Annotated in this window: 10 protein-coding genes and 2 pseudogenes; 7 read left to right on the forward strand and 5 right to left on the reverse strand. The window is 49.4% G+C overall.

Annotation, left to right across the window (positions count from 1 at the left end; all coding sequences use genetic code 11):
* Positions 1-145: 145 nt before the first annotated feature.
* A pseudogene (locus AACU55_RS04035) lies at positions 146-466 on the reverse strand (zincin-like metallopeptidase domain-containing protein); the annotation flags it as partial.
* Between the two features lie 357 nt (positions 467-823).
* Here AACU55_RS04035 and AACU55_RS04040 point away from each other — a divergent pair.
* Entirely contained in the window at positions 824-1,627 is an 804-nt protein-coding gene (locus AACU55_RS04040; protein WP_134706710.1) for a hypothetical protein, read from the forward strand.
* Between the two features lie 197 nt (positions 1,628-1,824).
* A pseudogene (locus tag AACU55_RS04045) lies at positions 1,825-2,048 on the forward strand (integrase core domain-containing protein); the annotation flags it as partial.
* Positions 2,049-2,090: 42 nt separating this feature from the next.
* On the opposite strand, the gene AACU55_RS04050 reads toward AACU55_RS04045, so the two are convergent.
* The gene (locus AACU55_RS04050) at positions 2,091-3,092 is read right to left on the reverse strand and encodes a DUF4917 family protein (protein WP_134706711.1); all 1,002 of its coding nucleotides are present in this window, start codon (positions 3,090-3,092) and stop codon (positions 2,091-2,093) included.
* A 160-nt stretch (positions 3,093-3,252) separates the two neighbouring features.
* Here AACU55_RS04050 and AACU55_RS04055 point away from each other — a divergent pair, with 160 nt between their 5' ends.
* The 5 genes from AACU55_RS04055 to AACU55_RS25715 all read left to right on the forward strand — a co-directional run bounded on the left by AACU55_RS04055 (position 3,253) and on the right by AACU55_RS25715 (position 15,547).
* Positions 3,253-4,608: a DNA cytosine methyltransferase gene (locus AACU55_RS04055; protein WP_240785678.1), complete on the forward strand. Its 1,356-nt coding sequence runs from the start codon at positions 3,253-3,255 to the stop codon at positions 4,606-4,608.
* Positions 4,605-7,163, forward strand: coding sequence for a hypothetical protein (locus tag AACU55_RS04060; protein WP_134706712.1), 2,559 nt, complete (start codon positions 4,605-4,607; stop codon positions 7,161-7,163). Before AACU55_RS04055 ends, AACU55_RS04060 begins: the two co-directional genes overlap by 4 nt.
* A gap of 23 nt (positions 7,164-7,186) precedes the next feature.
* The gene (locus AACU55_RS04065; protein ID WP_134706713.1) at positions 7,187-9,283 is read left to right on the forward strand and encodes a hypothetical protein; all 2,097 of its coding nucleotides are present in this window, start codon (positions 7,187-7,189) and stop codon (positions 9,281-9,283) included.
* 19 nt (positions 9,284-9,302) lie between these two features.
* Positions 9,303-15,134: a DEAD/DEAH box helicase gene (locus tag AACU55_RS04070; RefSeq protein ID WP_134706714.1), complete on the forward strand. Its 5,832-nt coding sequence runs from the start codon at positions 9,303-9,305 to the stop codon at positions 15,132-15,134.
* Between the two features lie 68 nt (positions 15,135-15,202).
* Entirely contained in the window at positions 15,203-15,547 is a 345-nt protein-coding gene (locus tag AACU55_RS25715) for a very short patch repair endonuclease (RefSeq protein WP_205960146.1), read from the forward strand.
* A gap of 473 nt (positions 15,548-16,020) precedes the next feature.
* Here the strand turns inward: AACU55_RS25715 and AACU55_RS04075 are convergent, their stop codons facing one another.
* The 3 genes from AACU55_RS04075 to AACU55_RS04085 are packed head-to-tail and all read right to left on the reverse strand — an operon-like array spanning position 16,021 to position 20,466.
* Positions 16,021-17,679: a glycoside hydrolase family 13 protein gene (locus AACU55_RS04075; protein WP_134706715.1), complete on the reverse strand. Its 1,659-nt coding sequence runs from the start codon at positions 17,677-17,679 to the stop codon at positions 16,021-16,023.
* Entirely contained in the window at positions 17,679-19,334 is a 1,656-nt protein-coding gene (locus AACU55_RS04080; protein WP_134706716.1) for a glycoside hydrolase family 13 protein, read from the reverse strand. The genes AACU55_RS04075 and AACU55_RS04080 overlap by 1 nt, the downstream gene beginning before the upstream one ends.
* Positions 19,335-19,356: 22 nt before the next feature.
* Positions 19,357-20,466: an ABC transporter ATP-binding protein gene (locus AACU55_RS04085; RefSeq protein ID WP_121019201.1), complete on the reverse strand. Its 1,110-nt coding sequence runs from the start codon at positions 20,464-20,466 to the stop codon at positions 19,357-19,359.
* Between the last annotated feature and the right edge of the window lie 24 nt (positions 20,467-20,490).

Here is a 20,490-nt window from a genome sequence, read left to right on the forward strand (position 1 = left end):
GAATGCTCTATTCCGCTGTAGAGGTATGATTGTTCGGTGCTCGTTCCGACTCCGCTCCGTCTCACTCATACCTCTACAGCGTTACCGGTTAAGCCTATCCCAGCACGGAAAGCCACACTCCTTTGCGGCCCTGAGACCTTGCGGCTCAGATTTTGTCCATCAAATAACGATGTGCTTTAGAGGCTGCGCTGACCGCTTTGAAAATATAACGCTTGTCGTTTTTCAGCGCTTTCAGCCAGGAAGCAATATAGCTTTCATGTTGTACCTCTCCCTCAATGCCAAGATCAGCCATCAGAAAGGCACTTCCCAGCTCTGCTACCAGTTCTTCCTCTGCATAATCCGCACTGCCAAACTTCCCTTTCATTTCACGGTTCTGACGTTTTTTGCCACCACTCCAGTGGACAAGCTCATGCAGGCCGGTAGCGTAGAAGTTAGCAGCATCTGAAAACAGATAACGCTCCGGTACCCTTGAGAAAATTTAACCAGATCACCGTACATACAATTACATGATGAGCTATTTCATTATCAAGTAAAAGAATGTGCCAACCTCCTCCAGCTTCAGGAAGACCCTATAACACAGTTGCTTGCGGGACGGGTTGTGTTCGAAAACGATTTACCGGAGGCCGATACAGGAACGAAAAGCGCACAGGAGAAAAAACTTGCCCCTGCATAACGGGATGTAGCGCACCTTACTTTGCAGTGGTGAAATTGGGTTTCAATTACTAACTACGTAATAATGTAAACTCTGTTTTTTTATTGAGCTATGATAAAATATTCGTATGGCATATATTTCATTATTACCTTCTGATTGTAGAGATACAAAATGGCACATATTTTCACGAGTTTACGTCATCCTGTTGAAAAAATTATGGAAGCAGAGTATTTCTTTAAACGTTCAATAAACTTAGATGGTTTAGAATTCCAGTTTGTACTAAATGCTTTTCTTTCTGCGAGCCGTAGTGTGACGTTTGTCCTACAAAAGGCTATGTCAGGGGTAGACGGTTTTTCAACGTGGTATGGCCTTCAACAATCTGAAATGAAATCTGATTTGAGTATGCGTTTTTTTGTGGAATTAAGAAATTTAACGCAAAAAGAGGGACCTGTATCTTATGTTGGCGGATTTCTGCCAAATGGTTTATGTACATATCGTTTTGTTGGTTACTCACAAAAAGTCCCCCCCGAAATGAAAGAAAGGGATATTCGTGAATGCTGTTCAGAGCAACTGATGAAATTAGCAACTTTATTATTGAAATGCCAACAAGCCTTCCCATTCGCGTCTTGCCCGGCCCAAGCTTTTACAATCGAAGGAAAAACTTCCTTAGGATATAATTGGAACGATGTAACCACAGCTCTTGGATTACCTGATGGATATATTGATGTTGTAGATATACCTGATGCAGATAAATTAAGGATTTTAAGTAAAAATATCGAAGCGCTCGATACGGCTACCATTAAGCGTATAGCTGCTGGGAAATTTTTCGAGGATGGCGACATTTTTCCATTCAAAAATACGACACATGATGGATTGATTGATCATATGGCTGATCTAATGTCATCAGAACTAAATATGCAACCGCAAACCGCATTTATAAGTGCAATCATGGGAAAGACTGAAGATAAAGATTGATATTATTTTTTCAGGACTAAACGTAAGCAGTTTTTTACGTTAAAATAAAATGGCTAATATTTTTATTTTTTTCTTCTACTTAACTCTTCCAGTCACACTGGGAGAGAAAAAAAGCCCACAAAGAGAAAGTAAATTGCACTAACAATGATACAGGTTGCATTTGATACATTGTCAATATGATCATAATCATATTGACAACACAGAACGGATTTATTGAGAGTTTCAACGGTCGATTTCGGGATGAATGCCTGAATGAGCACTGGTTCAGCGATATTCTTCATGCCCGGAAAGTCATTAATAACTGGCGGCAGGACTATAACGAGTCCAAACCTCATTCATCGCTGAATTACCAGATGCCGCTAAATTTTCAGTAAGCTGGACATATGGAAAATTAGAAGGTAAACAAGCCTACATTACTAACTGGTCGTTGTATCTATTACTGGGGACAGGTCAAATTTTACTTTTAAATGCGTTGATTCCAGCAGCCCGGGCTTTCGCTATCAAAAAAATCCACGAGGGTATTTTGCCCAAGAGCCTCTTTAATCAAAAGGCTAGCTCTGTTGCAATATGTCTGATCTCTTCTGAATACAGATACTGCAACTCGCTGTATCCCACTCACGGCCATACGTTTCAGCAGGTGAACATCATGTTCTCCCATTCCCCAACCTAAAATCACCAAATTTTCTCGCGGCTCAGCGAGCACTTCTCGATAAACGGTTGAAAGATAAAAACTGCTTTGAATAGCGTTAGCCTTTTGTTCATGCGTTCCTTCACTGACGAAAAGAGGAACCACTTCTTCGCTTTGCCAGCGTTGCAGAATGGATTCGAGTAACCCCGCTCCACGGATATGGATTTTACACTCCTGTTCGACACGATTTCGGCATAATATAAGGCTGCCGTGTGGATAAAAAACAAGCGTATTCGACCGCTCATTTCCATACATCCCTCTTAGTCGCTGCCAGTCTTGCTCAAAAAGTCCTCTGTCAAGAAAACAGTCCTTAAATTGATGACGATCGTTGATATCCAGACCATATGCCATTGTCCAGTAAACGATTAGATCATAATTGAGTGAAATAACGGTGTTAAATCTTTTTAGAAATTCGTAAATGTACGGCAGTTGTTCATTCACTTCATCGTGCTCAGGGTGCACATCGCGCACGGCCTGGATAAGACATTCCCGAATTCGGAGGTAGGCCTCGCGAGTACGCGCGTCCTCAATTCCTAAAGACTTATTGACATTAGTCGCCTGCCAGACGATACGCAGAATAAGTTCGAAATCTTCGGTTCTAAAAAAGTCAAACAACCTGCGGACATCTTCCGCCAGTCGCTCTCTTTGCGTAACATGTTCAAGCAAAGAGCCATACCCAAAACGCGGGCTGACAGCCATACTTGCGCCGTTGCCCAGTAAAATAGTCCCATTGTATCTTTGCGCGAGTTCAAACCAAGGGTGAATAGTGAACGACATTTTACTTTTCCGCTCAAGTAGTCAATTTTTTTAACGAATAAAAATTTACAGCGAAGAGGTTAACTGTATGTAGATTTCTTAACAGTTTCAACAACCTCATCCGCTGAAAGCGAATGTTATCTTTGTTTTCAGCCATGACGTGTACTGAGGTAAATGGCCCTTGGCCGTTTATCAATATAGCTATTATCTTTATGATTTCATAGACTATCTCGTTAATGATCCTCTTTTCAGGAAATTGAGCGATGCCCCCGATTCATCAACAAAATTTTATGGTCAGGTCATGAGCGGTAAAGCCGTCACGGACGACGATCGTTCAACAGAACCGCACGAGACGGAATTTAGTTTCTATGAGTTTTTCGCAGGCGGCGGTATGGCACGCGCAGGTCTGGGAAAGCCGTGGCGATGCCTTTTCGCCAATGACATGGATCCGATAAAAGCATCGACCTACATCGACAACTGGGGCGACGAACATTTCGACATCCGCGATGTACGAGAAATCCCGTCTAATGACCTGCCGCGTCATGCTGATTTAACCTGGGCCTCATTCCCCTGTCAGGATTTATCACTGGCTGGTAATGGCCTGGGGATCGGCGACAGATATTCCTGCGCTGACGAGGTTACGCGTTCCGGCGCTGTGTGGCCGTTTCTCGATTTGATAAGCAAACTCAGTGAAGAAAACCGAAAGCCGCCAGTTCTTGTTCTGGAAAATGTGCTTGGATTGCTGACGCTGGGTCAAGGCCGGCATTTCGCCGCGATATGCCATCAGCTAAGTAAAACGGGTTACCGTTATGGCGCAATAATCGTTGATGCAAAACACTTTCTTCCGCAATCCAGACCCCGCGTTTTTATAGTGGCAGTTAGTCGTCATATATCTATTCCCACAAATCTGGTTTCAGAAAAACCTCTTCCTGAATGGCATTCGTCGTCCCTTCTTCGCGCATGTGATGCACTAGCAGAAGAAGTTCATGACGACTGGGTCTGGTGGTCACCCGGTATTATGCCCGAAGCCAAAATGAAGGAACTGACTGACATAATAGATTGTGAAGACACAAATGCGCTATGGCACTCTGCTGATGAAACCCAACGGCTTATATATATGATGGCACCTGCGAATCGGGCGCGTTTGGCGAAGGCACAGGAATCAGGCGAGACGATGATAGGCAGCCTTTATTTACGCATGCGCAAAGAAAAAGGCGTCAATCAGCAACGGGCTGAAATTACATTCTCGACGGTTCTTGGTTGCCTGAGAACACCTAAAGGCGGAGCTTCTCGTCCTCGTATTATTGTTGTCAATGGCAAACAGGTGAAAACGCGTTTGTTGTCCGTCAAAGAGGCGGCGGCGTTAATGGGGTTGCCGGATGATTTTATCCTCCCGACAGCGTATCAATCGGCATTTAAAGTGATTGGCGACGGCCTTGTCGTTCCTTCCGTTCGTTTTCTAGCCGAACGTATTCTGGAGCCACTGGTGATGGCCGTCCGAAACAATACCCCCCGGACGGAGGATATACGCGAATGAACTGGACGCCGCCCGTTACACTAGATGGTTGGGAAAATAAGCTAGTCGATTATTTTCTGCGATTCGGCGCTGACGGCGAAGCTCAAGATATTCGTTGGTTTGAAGTGACGCCGTCGACGCTCGCAGCGGCATTCGCCGACAAAGGCGTTGGCGCGGATGAAATAGAAGAGGCGTTTCGAACCTGTATGTCGAACATACCGGATCTGCCGCAGCGCCTTGAAAGCGGCATGATGGAAAGATCGAGCGACAAGTTGCCCGGATATTTCACTTATCTTGTCATGACGCTGCTTATCAGCAGTCAATTCGATGCTCAGGACGAAAGCAATGACTTTCGTCTGAAGTTACAGCGCTGGCTGCGAACAGAACATAGTTATCAGAAGCTGGCTGGGGTTAATGGCATGTGGGAAGCGCTAGCTGGGTGGCTTGAACGACGAGTTCAGAAAGGAGAACCCTATCGCCGTCTGTGTCTGCCGGAGATCCCCCCAAGCTGGAGCCATATCGGCTATACCCTGCGTCTGGCTTTTCCCGGGAAAGCAGACTTGTGCATGATGAGCCGTGTTCTTACGAGCTATCCGCAAACCGTTTCAAGTCCCCGACTGTTAATCGACTATTTTCAGGCCGCTATTCAGAAAGAGAGTGCCTCGAATGTTCACGCACTGAAACAAGCGTTTAGCGAGTTTAAAGATGCCTGGTTTTCAGGGCGCAGAGCTCTTGCCGATATGCCTTTCTGGCGTTTGCGTCAGCGGGCTATGGCGTTAATCTCCGATAATGAGGCGCGTAAAGCGATCATTGATATGCGCGTCGATTTCGACGGTTCGCGATGTTACTTCAGCGCTGCCAGCGAGAATGACGAATGCATTTTCTCCCCTTCGCTGTCGGACGCGTTATTATCGGCGTCTGCGGAAAATAGCGACAATTTAGGCAACGCCGCGCAAAGCGGCCTATTCTTTTTTCATCAGGTCGGCCACGGATGCTGGAGAGCTATAGCCGCCCCTGACGCATTTTCTTCCAAATTTCACATAGCGTTATCCTGTAATCACGTTGCGCGCGCTAGCCAATATTTTGACGATGCGATTATAGAAAGCAACTGGATTCTGACGCCGCGATCGCAAAGCCGCCATGTAGCGATAGAGATATTTCGCGCGCTGAAAGCTTCATCGACCGCACTGGATGAACAAATTTCACGCCTACAGTTTTCCGACGGAATCAGAGTGCCGGGGGGATGGCTGGGATTGCCCGCTTTTTTGCCGACAGTCAAATCAGACACGCAAAACTACCGAATTTACGCGCCCCAAGAAAATGGCGCGGAAGTCAGCGTCAGCAAGGTAGATGGACGTTTAACGTCATCAACGCCTCTTAACGGTGAGTTTATTATCGAACCTGAGCTGGAAATCGGCGAGAAAACGCCGCCATGGCGACGGCGGGCGCATTTTTTCGAGCGCGCCGTTCCGCGCCCGGCACAGGAAGACAGCGCTAGATATCGCCTTGAACGTCTTACTGATTGGGCGACGTCTCCTCTAAAAACGCCGAATTTCCTCTCTGATATCCCCCTGACGACAGAAAATAGCGATGCGCGTCTCGAACATCTTTTGGAAGCGATTTACGCAAGCGGTACCAACGGCTGGGAGGAAATCGAATTAGTCGCGCTTTTGGAACGCGCCGCAGATGACATAAATGTATGGCATTTGATTCGCTGTTTGCATGACGCTGGTCTGATAGAACCGCGCTTACGACAAGGCTGGAAAGGTCGGGTATGGACATTAGTCAAACCTTCGCTGCTTCGTATTCGCAATGGGGATGACAGCCTGATCGTCGTGGAAGGTGCAACCTGCGCCAGCCTTATGGATGATTTTCAAAAAGCGGTCTCTGGACTGGGCGGAAAATGCTTTCGTCGCAGCGGAGTAAGCGTCTGGTCTCCTCCTGTATTCGGCGCGGAGATCGATGATCCCGTCGCGTTATCGCGAATTATGGGATGGCTTCTTATTGATACATCGTCAACGCCAGATATGACGCCGCTCGCATTAACATCGACCTGTCGTACCGCCGAATTCCACCTTCAGGCGGCTGTCTGGGACTGGCGTTCAGGGCGTTTCTCTCCGCATGCGACCGAGGATAATGCCGCGGCGCTTTTAACGCGCCTTGTCCATCCGGGCGGGCGCGATCATGACGTGTACAAGGTTGTTTCCCGACGCAATACAGCGTTTTTCTTATCCCGAACCGCCGCGATTATCGCCGCAAGCGTGAGCGCGCGCCGCCCGGTATTTAGACGCGTCGGGGATCATCGTTTTATTTGTATTGCCGACGACTGCGGTTTGCCCGACGCGCTGGCGATGGGATTACGGCGCAGCGTGCTCAGAAACGGCGGTCCCACTGAAGCTGGCTACGCTTATCCTCTCGACGACTTCACTTTCCGCTGGCTAAATCGACTGCTTCCCGAATGCTTCGCTTCGCTCCCGTCTGGTGACTGCGATAACGCAAATCGTTTAGTTTCCGCAGCGCGCCATTCCGGCGGTAAAACGCGTCTGCGGTGGCGAAACGGGCGTCTAGAGTTATAGGCTGGAAAATAAGGAAAAGAATAATGAAAGATATTCCCTGGTATATTGGCCGATACGATCGACGAAACGATCGGTTCTCTTATTTTAAAGTCGTCGCTCAGCAAACGGAAAATGGCTGGCACGCAATCGACAGCCCTAAAAAGATGTTTCCCCGAACAGGAGAAGTCGAACTTACCGGATTCGACGCGTCTCAGCTTCGTCCAAACGACTGGATTGTCTTTCAGGTGGATGCCAGTGCGCGCAGCAAATTGACGAGAGCGAAAAATCCTCGGCGTATTTATCCTTATTATGATTTATCCTCGGCGCAGTCTCTTCAGGAAGCTCGCCATCGCCTGAGCTTGGAAGGCATCGAAACTTGTGGCGAACCGGGGCAATGGACTCTTCGATTCGATGCGGGCGGAGTCATTCTTGCGAACCTGACAGAGTCGAAACCACGTCATTTTATTCTTTCAAGGAATCAGCACGTTGCTGAATATTTGTTTAATGACAGCGGAATCATCTCCGTATCCGGCCTGTCTGAAAACAACAAAATATTTTATATGCCGGAAACGGATGCCTCACCTACGCGGCGCCATGACTGGACGCCTGATAAACATTACATTGAAAATATCGTTCAGCTTATCGCCGGAGCCGATTTATCAACGCAGATCGCTTCATGGCTTCGCAGACATGTCGACGAGCAAAATGGAAATTTAAAATCCGGCGTCGGCGATCTGCTGGCTGCCGCTCAGATTCTGCGATCCGGAGAGTTGGCGAAAAAAATAACTGAAGAGGACGCGCTGGCCCGGGAACTAGCGGAGGCGATGTTGAACGACGCTCGCATCGCCGCTCTGCTTGAACGCCAGATACAAAACATCGCAGAAGAAGAGCGGAACAGATTACGCGCCGAACAACAAAAAGCGCTCGAGGAAAAATTTTCCTCCGAGCGTCTTCGCCGTCGCGAAGCGATTGAAGCGGAAATGGCTGCCTTTCAGACAGAGAAAAGAAGCGAGAACGAGCATAAAATCGCACAATTACGACTGTTCGAAGAAGAAAAATTACGTGCAGAATTCATAGAAAAACAAATAAATATCGAAAAAACACTAAAACGTGAGAAAGAAAATCTCGAAAAAGAGATCAACCGCCTGAAAGACTCTGTCGCAGATTTATCCAACCAAAGCGAAAGTCAGCGCCGAGTTTTAGCTTCTATAGCAGCCGAACGAGAAGCATCTTTAGCCTCTCTTAGGGATGCCGAAGAGCACACCGCCTTGGCGCAGGCTGAGCTTGAAAAAATTAATGTCGCTATAGCTGAAAAAGCACGCCGAATGGCGTATTCAGCGATTCCTGAAATCCGCCTTCCTCATGAAGCGAAAGCGGTTTCCGGCGCAGAATTCGGGCGCCTCGTCAGAGAGAACAAATTACTGACGCATGATGGGAAGATATTGATGGAACAATTTCTGGCGTTGATGCTGGCTGGCGAATGTCCATTGCTCTACGGCTCTGAAACGCAAGACTTTCTGGCAATTGCCGCTTCGCTTATTTCATCAGGACGCGCTATCCGGCAGATTGCCGATCCAACGATGATTTCCTATGAGGATCTTTGGGTCCGCGCAGGTAATAAGCTGGCCACGCCGCTTTATCAAGGATTGTTATTAAGTGACGCTCATTGCCCCCGGACAATTCTTGCTGTCATCGAACGCGTCGAATGTTCCGCCGCGCGTTTCTGGCTGCCTGCGCTGAAAGAGGGATTGCGCAATGACGATCTGCCTAGACGTTTCTTGGTCTGTGGCACAATTACGAATGAGGATGACGAGGAAGCGGAAAAGATAAAGGGAGAGAATATTTTCCTACAGTTGGAAAACATCGTCGTCCGCAATGCGATTACGCGCGCGCCACTATATCTTTCAGCCAAGCATCATAGCGAACTGGAGCCTGGAGTCATACTGCCAGAATCACTTGCAGAAAAGCTTGCTATCGCAGATGAAATGTCGGGCGATCGTCTAAACGTGGTAAATACGTTGCGGGCGACAAAAGCGGCGCTGGAGGTCACGTTGTCCGTAGAGGAAGGCAAGGCAGCGCATCAAAAGCGATTAGTCGATTTATTCGCGAACATGCAAAATAACGAAATATGCGCTCCATAGATTACAGGAGAAAGAAATCATGCTAGATCCGATTGGCGGTTTTCGCCGTATTCAGGACTTTTTTATTTCATATATTGAAACCAGTTTCCGAATCTCCGACCCTTCGGTTGCAGCATCAAGGCGCAAACTACTGAACAACAGCGGGGAGTTCGCCGCAGAGCCCTATATCGAACCCGTTTTACGATATGTTTCTTCGGATAAGACCCTTGAAGCTCTGGCCGATATGGAAAACGGGCCGTTAAAAAGTTTATCGCCGGAAGGCCGAAAAGCGTTCGTCGAACTGGCGTTATCCGGTTTGTTTGATTCAAAATCCGGCGACGCGACCTGGCCGCGTAGGTCAGTCCACGCGCCTTATCTTCATCAGGTGAAAATGCTGGAACGAGGCATTAGTCCTGGTTGCCCCGGCATAGTCACATCGGGGACGGGATCAGGGAAAACGGAAAGCTTTATGCTGCCCATACTGGCAGCATTATCGAATGAGGCGATCAGTTGGTCCGCTCCTCACGACGGTTACCTGCAAAATCGCTGGTGGCGTAACGCGGAAGCGAACTGGGTTTCGCGTCGTAAAGGAGAAAAACGCCCGGCGGCGGTGAGAGCGTTGGTGCTTTATCCGATGAACGCTCTGGTTGAAGATCAAATGGCGCGTTTGCGCAAAACGCTGGATTCCGATGAAGCGCGACAGACGATGGAACATCGTTTCACCGGAAACCGTATCTTCTTCGGACAGTATACCAGCGCCACGCCGATAACTGGTTACGCTAGCCATCCCCGCCTTTCCGGCGATCGTTCGGAGAAAAACCGCCGCGCCCGTAACCTTGAAAAATTACGTAAAGCGTTGACCCGAGTCGATTGCGATCAACAGGCCGCGTGCGCGTTCGACGACGAAAAAGAACCATCGTCGGAAAAGACCCGATATATCTTTCCTTCAACAGACGGCGGCGAAATGGTTACTCGTTGGGATATGCAGGCCACGCCGCCTGACGTACTCGTCACCAACGCCTCCATGCTGGGAGCGATGCTTTCGCGCGAAGTCGAAGACTCTATTTTCGACATGACGCGCGAATGGCTGATGAGTAATGATGACGCTTACTTCTATCTGGTATTCGATGAATTACATTTATTACGCGGTTCCGCAGGGACAGAAACAGCTATGCTGATTAAGTCGATGATCATTCGACTAGGACTCGACGATCCGAAGCACCGCTACAAGCTGCGTTTGCTGGCGTCTTCCGCGTCTTTGCCGATGGAAGGCGCGGATGGAGAACAATCGAGAAAGTATCTGCGCGATCTCTTCGCTCCCTTCGGTACTTGCCGCGATATCCGGGATGACGGCAGCAACGCTCCGGATTTCTGGAGTAACTGCGTCGTTGAAGGAACCCCATTCATACCTGAACCAGAAAGAAAAGTTGACGCGCGGCCTTTTGCCGCCCTGATGCGGATAGCGCTTGCAGGGCAAGGCGACGTTGTCCGCCGCGTAGAGATGACAGATGAGTTTGAGCGAGCTTTAGTTAACGTATTTCAAACTCTGGGCGTAAAAGAGCAAGATAGCCGTCAGGGTGTTAAGCTGGCGGCGGAGACCGCAGCCGCGTTATTGACCAACGCTTGCATTGAAAAAATCGGCGACAAGCCGCGCGCAACGTCTCCAAAACATATCATCGACAAAATTTTTCTGGCGGAAAGCCAAGATGGAGAAAAAGAATCTGAGCTCGCGTTACGCGGATTAATGTTGCTGCGCGCGCTTCCGTATTCCGTACCTGACAGCGAGAAACCTGACGCCGCTACACCGGCTTTTCGCGTGCATACGTTCGTCAGAAATATTGAAGGTTTCTTCGCGTCTGTCTCGCCCGGAGAGCGAAAAGCAAAATTCGCCGATTTTTGCCTGGAACGGGGCCTGTCGCACGCGCCTTCAACCTCTGGGCGTGGTCGGCGTTTATTCGAAATGCTTTACTGCGAAGCTTGCGGCGATTTACTGCTTGGCGGCCAGAGGGGAAAAAGCTGCGAAGACTCTACGGTAGAGCTATTGCCATCGGCGACCAATCTTGAGAATCTTCCAGAACGCCCCGGCGCAGAATATTATGATGATATGGCGTTAGATGAGTTTGCGATTTTCTGGCCTGTTGAAAAAACACCCGCCGCTAGTGAAAAAGGGTGGGATGTATGGCAGAAGGCTACGCTGAATCCTGTTACAGGTATTGCGACTGTTGGGCAAGAAACTTCACCAATGAACCCCGAGGCGATTCGTGGATATCTCTATTTTCAGACTCCGCCCCGAGCAAAAAAAGGAGAGTCGGTAAAACCGCCTTCCGCGCAACCCTTCTGTTGCCCTAACTGTGGTATCGACTATTCCAGCCGACCTGCAACCAACCGTGCCAGAACGCCTATTCGCGCATTCCGTACCGGCGTGACGAAATCATCTCAACTAGTGGCAACAGAGCTATTCGAATTGCTACATGCAATCGGAGCGGATGCGAAGAGTATTGTCTTTTCGGATAGCCGACAGGATGCGGCTTCGATGGCGCTGGAGATTGAACGCCTGCACTTACGCGATTTGCGCAGGGAAATACTGGTTGCGGCCGCCAGAACGATGATCTGCGAGGCGGAAAAAGAATATATTCCAGAAGAAGAATTTAAAGAAAAAAGAGATAAAGCAATACAGGCTGGGGATGATGATGAGATCGACAGGCTATATGAGCTCAAAGCAAGGCAAAAAGATATTGCGAGCCTTTGTAAATTCAGACGGGTAAAAATAGATAGCTTATTGGAGTCGGAAGGAGACTCCCTCGGAAAAATATCTTCAGAATTAGCTGGATTGGGAATATCGCCTTACAAATATCGCCCGAGTGCTAATGGAAACGACAAAGCCGTTTGGTACGACAACTTTGTAAAAGATAAGAACATCATTAGGTTCCACGAAAAACTTTCTTTATCGGACAGGCTGGCGATCAAACAGAGGATTATAGACGATCAATCTGAATTGATAGACGACGTTATTTTCGCCAATACTTTTTTCGCATTAGAGGAAACGGGTCTGGCGTATCCCTGCGTCTCAGATAACGAGGATACGCCCGAACTCGACGCTTGGTTGAGAGTCTTCGCCGGCGTTTATCGAGTCAAAGAAAACAAGTATGTTGATCCTGAACAATCCAACGGCTGGCACGTTGGAAAAGATGTAAAAAAAGCGAAAGTCAAGCGCGTCGCCCAAGCCTTATTCGGCGACGATAAGTATCTGGATAATTTGACGCTAGTCTTAAATCAGTTCGCTGCTCGAGAACATAAGGCAGGATTATTCAATATTGGCAAATTGTTCCTTAAGGTAGCGAAATCAGGCGATCCCTACTGGGAATGCGGCAACTGCGGACGGATCCACTTACATTTAGGGTTTAAACGTTGTACCCGTTGCGCGGAACCGCTTGACATAACTCCCAAAGATTCTGTTGAAACGCTATGGGAACAGAATTTCCTTGGCAAACGGATTGCGCGCGGCGAACGGGAAGGCGTTAAGCGCTTCCGGCTAAACGTAGAAGAATTGACAGGGCAGACGGATGACTTTTCTGATCGGCTTCGTAAATTCAAGGGGATTTTCGTCGATAAGATGAGCGAACTAGAAAAGCTGGACGCCGAGATCGATATGCTTGCCGTCACTACGACAATGGAGGTTGGAATCGATATCGGTTCGCTTCAGTCGGTTTATCAGGCCAACATGCCGCCTCAGCGCTTCAATTACCAGCAGCGCGTCGGCCGAGCCGGGCGACGCGGTCAGGCTTTTTCTTTTGTCATTACGTTTTGCCGCGGACGCACGCACGACGCCTATTATTTCGCCCATCCTCACGCCATTACCGGCGATCCGCCGCCTCCGCCTTTCCTAGCGGTAGATCACGACGCTATCCCATTAAGGCTTTTGCGTAAAGTTTGGCTCAGAAGCGCCTTTAATCTATTACGTAAAGAAGATCGCGATAACGGGACAGATTATCCTGGCGATAAACTTGTTCCGCCTGACGTTCATGGCGAATACGTTTCGACGCATGATTACTATTATGACGATAACGTAAACTGGGCTGAACGATTGCAGGGCGCGCTGGAAGCGACGCAGAGCATACGCGAACGATTTATCGAAGCGGCGACGTTCGACCCTGAACAGCGTAAGCGTCTTCACTCCGCATTGAATGCGAAAGAAATAATCGCTGAAATCTCTGAACTGAGCGCTTACGCGCCCGACGACAATGTAGGGCTCGCCCGTTTCCTAGCTGAACGTGGGAAACTGCCGATGTATGGAATGCCGACCCGGGTACGCAATCTATATCTGGGGTTACGTGAAAAAAAAGGTCTGAACAACCAGACTGAATACGAATGGTCAACAATGGATCGCGATCTTGACCTTGCGGTATTCGAGTATGCCCCCGGCTCAGTATTAATTAAGGATAAGAAAAAACACAAGGTGATCGGCTTCACGGGAAATTATCGAGAACCACAGATTCGGGATAATCGCCTGTCAGATCTCTCTACGGTGGGCTCGTGGCAAGAGTCATCCAGTCATGTCGCATTTTGTCCGGCATGCGGTTCCGCAAAGCTGGAGTTGCATCTACCGGACGATGACATTAAATGTAAAGATTGCGGCGAGCCTATCAAACCTGACGAATTTAAACACTACATCACACCAGCCGCTTTCCGTACGGATTTCGAACCCAAAGACGATATGGATAGTTTTACCCGTATGTCTTTAAAGACCACCGCGACGGTATTAAACGAAGAGACTCCGACACACTGCGATCCCTTAATCATACGACGTGGCGAAGTCACTATATTGCGCCTTAACGACGGTCCTATTAATGGAGAAAAAGAAGGGGAACGTTTTACTGTCGATCTCGCGATTGATCAAAAAGCACCGATTCCTTTCGCTACTTACCGCCCGTCGATTAAAGGCGAGCAGGCTATTGATTCTAATTGGTTCAGAGAGCAAAATAATTCACGTTGGCGGCGTAAAGCCGAGAGCAGAAATTTCGGGCTGGTCTCTGGTAAAGAGACTGAGTCGCTTCATTTAGAATTAATAAGGTTCGATCCTCGTCTTAATTTGAATATGGTCGCCAGGTACGGCGAACATATGCATTTGCCTACTCGAGCGGCGGCCATCAGCGCAATTCAGATATTGACGCATAAGGCCGCCCTCTATCTGGACGTCTCACCTGATGAGTTCGAAACGCTTGAACCTCGATTGCATTTTGGCAAACCTATACTGCAAATCGCAGACGCGTTAATCAATGGCTCAGGATTATGCAGACGTCTAGCCGAACCGGCGGTTGCCGACGGTTCTCCCTTAATAATCAAATTACTGCATGAAATTCTGAAAGAAGAACGCGACTGGCCAATGGTGGATTTTCTAAAGAAAGATCATCCAATTCAATGTCGGACAGCATGTTACAAATGTATACAACGCTACGGAAATCGCCAATATCACGGCTTACTGGACTGGCGTTTAGGAATAGCCTATTTACGCGCCATGGTTATGCCGGAATTCGCATGCGGCCTGAATGCTGAAGACTGGAACCATCCAGAGATGAAAGGATGGAAAGAAAGAGCATTTGAACTTGCGGAGGATGTCGAAGCGTTACGACCAGGAACCATCAAATTGTTAAAGGAACATCCTTTGCCAGTTCTTGAAATAAAGGATGGGAAAGAGCTTTGGCGGGCGGTTGTTACGCATCCCTTATGGCAATGCCGAGACGCTGAACGCGGCACCCTGATTGATTATTTTGGATTAGATAAGAAAGGAGCGCCATTACGGTTCATCGACACCTTTGAACTGGAAAGAAGACCGTTGCGCGCGCTGGCGCAGCTTAACCTTAAACGAAGTTAAAGTCATTGCCGCCTGAGAGCGCTTTGTATCTGAAGCGCCTTTGAGCAGCGACATCGCGAGGTTTTCTCATGGATACATTAACTCCGGCTAAACGAAGCTATGTTATGTCCCGAGTTAAGGGAAAAGATACCCATCCTGAACTAATCGTCAGACGTCTCGTCTATCATGCCGGTTTTCGTTATCGTTTATGCGATCCGCGATTGCCGAGCAAACCTGATCTAGTCTTTTGGGGAAAACGCAAAGTTATTTTCGTTCACGGCTGCTTTTGGCACGGTCATGAAGGATGTCAACGGAATCGCAGACTACAGTCAAATCAGGAATATTGGTCTGCAAAACTGGAAAGAAATAGAGCGAGGGATTCGCTGAACTTTTCAAAACTACATGAAATGGGCTGGCGGGTATTTGCCGTATGAGAGTGCGAACTTAAAGAGACTGATGTTCTTCTGGAAAGGTTGAAAGCATTTTTAGAAGAGTGATGTCAAAGAGTGAAAATGGACAGGGTTTTAAGCGCCGTAGCAACGGTTAGATGTGGTGGTCATTATGGTGGTCTTGACAGCCGTCATTTTCTGCTTTAGCCTATTTATTAGCCACTTATTGGCAAAGGCGATCCCAGTCAGAGGAGCCAAATTAGAAAATCCCGCTTAAGGAAACTTAAGCGGGATTTTTGCTTTTTATGCCCGGAGCCCGGGCCTGTATGGCGTTGAGGCGCTCAGTGAGTGTGAAAATCTTCCCGCTGCATTTTCAGTTTCCCCTCCGCACCGGGAAAATTTGGTGGTCAGATTTGGGGTCAGGTGAGTTCGATTCGGGTTGATACGGAACCAGGGCTTACCGGAGGTAAACCCTGCATTCTGGCTATTTATGCGCAGAATATTCCCGCAGACAGAGCTTAACGTTGATAAATCCGTGTCTCATAGGGCCGTAAAATGTGCAGCGCTCCCTCCTCCTGATAGTTACCCAGTAGCAATTGCGCACCTTCCAGCGCCAACTGTTGTGAATCAACCTCTTGTGGACAGGCGCTGAAATTACCGATCACCAGGATCTGCTGATTTTCCAGCGTACGCAGATAGGCGTAAATATGGGGATGGGAAGGCAACAGGAGTTGATAGTTCCCCTCAATCAGCGCTGGCATCTGCCGCCGCAGGCGGATCAGCGCACGATAAAAATTCAGAACGGAATGCTTATCTTCGCGCTGCTGCGCGACGTTGATTTCGCGGTAATTGCTGTTTGCAGGAAACCAGGGCGTCACGGAGCTGAAACCGCCATGAATGCTATGATCCCACTGCATCGGTGTGCGTGAGTTATCGCGCCCGGTACGGCTAAGAATTGCCAGAATGTCTGACTCCTCCATGCCCTGTCTGCGCATTTCATTCGCACGTTTTCTTGCGGCAACATCGTCAAAATCATCCAGGCTGGCGAAATGCGTATTGGTCATGCCGAGCTCTTGTCCCTGATAGATAAACGGCGTTCCTTTCATCAGGAAGTACATAGCCGCAATGGCAGTCGCACTCTCACGATGATAGTTTTCCGCGTCGCCCCATCCTGACACCACGCGGGGAAGATCATGGTTCTCGACGTATAACGCATTCCAGCCTTTATTTTCCAGCAGCGTCTGCCAGCGCGTGAAAATATCTTTTAAGCCCATCAGATCGAGGCCAGACAGCGGTTTAGTGTGTTGACCGTCCTGCCACAGCTTTACGTGCTCAAACTGAAAGATCATGTTCAGTCTGCCGCGCTGCTCACCAACCCACTCCTCGCCCTGTTCAGCGGTGACGCCGTTCATCTCACCGACGGTAACAATGTCGTAGCGGCTGAGTACCTGTTCACACATGTCATCGACGTAATCGAGCAATCCGTCATAATTCAGATGGCGTTCGAACGACGGCACATAAGGGAGTCCCTGCGGATTAGGCATGTCGCTGAATGCTGGCTCTTTTTTCATATGGCAGATAGCATCAATTCGGAAGCCGTCCACGCCTTTATCAAGCCACCAGCGCATCATGGTGTAAATGGCCGAGCGCACCCCGGGGTTCTCCCAGTTGAGATCCGGCTGCCTTTCAGAAAACAAATGTAAGAAGTACTGCCCGGTGGCCGCGCTATATTTCCAGGCGGATCCGTTAAAAATGCTCTCCCAGTTATTCGGCTCCCCACCCTGTTTACCGTCGCGCCAGATGTACCAGTCGCGTTTCGGATTATCGAGGGAGGAACCCGACTCCACAAACCAGGGATGTTCATCAGAAGTATGATTAACGACCAAATCAATAATCAACCGCATCCCGCGCAGATGAACCTGCTTCAGCAGGTGGTCAAAATCGGCCATCGTGCCAAATTCTGCCATGATTTGCTGGTAATCGCTGATGTCGTAGCCGTTGTCGTCGTTGGGTGACTGATATATCGGACAGATCCAGATCAGATCAATCCCCAGATCTTTAAGATAATCGAGTTTTTCAGTTATGCCGTTAATATCGCCAATACCGTCGCGGTTGCTGTCTTTGAAGCTGCGTGGATAGATCTGATACGCCACGGCCTCTTTCCACCAGTTTGCCATCAGAGACTCCCGATTAATAAAGCAAAAGATTCATAGGGTTGCAGTTGTAAACGCGCACCCAGTTGCTCACGTGGCGCATAGTTACTGATCAGGCAATGGCCCTGCAACGACTGCAGGTTGTCCGGCACGTCAAGCGTCAGAGGTTCACGGGTGAAATTATTGATCACCACCAGCGTCTGGTCGACCGACGTGCGTAACCAGGCAAAAACCTGCGGATGGCTGTTGAAAATCTGCCTGAAGTCGCCGTGAACCAGCAGCGGTTGTTGCTTACGCAGCGCCACAAGTTTCTGGTAGTGGTAAAAAACAGAGTTGGGATCGTCAAGCGCCGCCGCCACGTTTATCTGTTTATAATTGGGATTCACGTCAATCCAGGGCAGTGATGTTGTAAAACCAGCATGCTGACTGCTGTCCCACTGCATCGGCGTTCGGGCGTTATCGCGACCGTTGGCGTGGATCCCCCTCATCATCTCTTCGTGACTGACGCCTTCGGCCACCCGTTCCTGATACAAATTCAGACTTTCAATATCCCGATAGTCGTCAATACGCGGAAAACGCACGTTGGTCATGCCAATCTCTTCGCCCTGATAAATGTAAGGCGTGCCTTTAAGGCAATGGAGCGCTGTGGCCAGCATTTTTGCCGACTCGACGCGATACTGACCGTCATCGCCAAATTTGGAAACGGCGCGTGGCAAATCGTGATTACTCCAAAACAGCGAGTTCCAGCCGCGGTGTGCTAATGCGGTCTGCCATTTGTCGATAACAGCCTTGAAACGCAGCAGATCAAAGGGCTTGTTGCGCCATTTTCCATGATGTTCATCCCAGAAAAGCCTGATGTGCTCAAACTGAAAGACCATCGTCAGTTCCTGCCGCGCTTCGGCGCTGTAAAGCAGTGCATCTTCCGGCGTTGCACTCCACGTCTCACCAACGGTTATGCTGCCGTACGGGCCAAAGGTGGCGCGGTTCATCTGATGAAGATAAAGATGCAGATTTTTACCGTTCGCCATGATCTGTTGATCGACGTCTTTGCCGATCAGGTCAATAACGTCCATTCTGAACCCGCCGATACCACGCGCCAGCCAGCGGTTCATCATCGCGTGGATGGCGGCACGTACGTCGGGATTTTCCCAGTTGAGATCCGGCTGGCGCGTTGAAAACTGGTGCAGATAATATTCCCCACTGGCCTTATCCAGTGTCCAGGCGCTGCCGCCAAAATGGGAACGTTGATCATTGGGCGGTCCGCCGTCGGCCGCCGGTTTGCGCCAGATGTAGAAATCACGGTAAGCACTGTTTTTTGATGTCAGCGCATCAATAAACCACGGATGCTCATCGGAGGTGTGATTGACAACCAGATCCATCAGAATGCCGATATCCCGTGCTTTTGCTTCCGCGATCAGATGCTCCATTTCAGCCATCGAGCCAAAAATATCGGCAATATTCTCGTAATCGGAGATGTCATAGCCGTTATCGTCCATCGGCGAACGATAAACCGGCGACAGCCACAGCATGTTGATGCCGAGCTGCTGCAAATAGTCGAGTTTACTGATGATGCCGTTGAGATCACCGATACCGTCACCGTTACTGTCCATAAAGCTGCGCGGATAGACCTGATAAACCACGGCATCCTTCCACTGCTGTGCGCTGTGCATATCACTCATGACTTTCTCTTCCCTAAACGGATTAATGATTCATGGTCAGATGGCGATGGAACGCCCGACCGTGACTGTCGAACAGGTAACAGCGCTCCACCGGCAGCCGCACGCCAACGATCTCGCCAACCTGAATGGCTGAACGTTCTGCGTGACGGACCACCCAGGGTTCACTGGCATTGCCGTTATCCAGATACAACAGGGTTTCGTTGCCCATCTGCTCAACAAACATCACCTCTCCCTGATATTCACACTCTTCCCGATTGCCGCTGCGAATATGTTCCGGGCGAATACCCAAGTTGACGCTGCGGCCCTGTGCCGCTGCCGGCGTGGCAACAGGCAGAACCAGCGCCTTGCCGTTATCCAGCTCGACCACGCTGTGTTGTTCACCCGCCTGGCGCAGCGTGGCAGGAAGCAGATTCATCTTCGGCGAACCGATAAACTGCGCCACAAACTCATTGGCAGGTTGGTCGTACAGCTCCAGCGGCGTGCCCACTTGCTCGATGTTGCCCTGATTGAGCACCACAATACGGTCGGCAAGCGTCATCGCCTCGACCTGATCGTGGGTGACATAAATAATGGTGACGCCCAGACGTTTGTGCAGGGCCGACACCTCCATGCGCATCTGCACGCGCAGGGAAGCGTCAAGGTTTGAAAGCGGTTCGTCGAACAGGAACAGGCGGGGTTCACGCACGATGGCACGGCCAATCGCTACACGCTGGCGCTGGCCGCCGGACAAGTCTTTTGGCCGTCGCGCCAGCAGGGGTTCGAGCTGTAAAATACGTGCGCACTCACGCACGCGCTGGTCGATTTCGGATGCCGGATGGCGCGCAAGCTCCAGCCCAAACGCCATATTCTGATAGACGCTCATGTGCGGATAGAGGGCATATGACTGAAATACCATGCCAATGCCGCGTTCTGCCGGCGTGTCATCGTTCACATAGTTCCCGTCGATATACATGCCCCCGCCACTTATCTCCTCAAGCCCGGCAATCATCCGCAGTAGTGTTGACTTGCCGCAGCCGGAAGGCCCGACGATCACCACAAACTCTCCGCTTTTAATGTGCAGATCCAGCGATTTGATGACCTCTGTCTTTGCACCATAGCGTTTTTGAATCTTGTCCAAGGTCAGTTGCGCCATATTCCCCTCCGAATCCATGATGTT

Origin of the sequence: Rahnella sp. CJA17(1/100) (genome assembly GCF_963881615.1) — a bacterium.
GTDB classification, from domain to species: Bacteria; Pseudomonadota; Gammaproteobacteria; order Enterobacterales; family Enterobacteriaceae; genus Rahnella; species Rahnella aceris.

Coding starts and splice junctions, on each gene's coding strand:
- AACU55_RS04070 (WP_134706714.1), top strand. CDS start 9,303: ATGCTAGATCCGATTGGCGGTTTTCGCCGTATTCAGGACTTTTTTATT.
- AACU55_RS04075 (WP_134706715.1), bottom strand. CDS start 17,679: ATGGCAAACTGGTGGAAAGAGGCCGTGGCGTATCAGATCTATCCACGC.
- AACU55_RS25715 (WP_205960146.1), top strand. CDS start 15,203: ATGGATACATTAACTCCGGCTAAACGAAGCTATGTTATGTCCCGAGTT.
- AACU55_RS04080 (WP_134706716.1), bottom strand. CDS start 19,334: ATGAGTGATATGCACAGCGCACAGCAGTGGAAGGATGCCGTGGTTTAT.
- AACU55_RS04050 (WP_134706711.1), bottom strand. CDS start 3,092: ATGTCGTTCACTATTCACCCTTGGTTTGAACTCGCGCAAAGATACAAT.
- AACU55_RS04065 (WP_134706713.1), top strand. CDS start 7,187: ATGAAAGATATTCCCTGGTATATTGGCCGATACGATCGACGAAACGAT.
- AACU55_RS04040 (WP_134706710.1), top strand. CDS start 824: ATGGCACATATTTTCACGAGTTTACGTCATCCTGTTGAAAAAATTATG.
- AACU55_RS04060 (WP_134706712.1), top strand. CDS start 4,605: ATGAACTGGACGCCGCCCGTTACACTAGATGGTTGGGAAAATAAGCTA.
- AACU55_RS04085 (WP_121019201.1), bottom strand. CDS start 20,466: ATGGCGCAACTGACCTTGGACAAGATTCAAAAACGCTATGGTGCAAAG.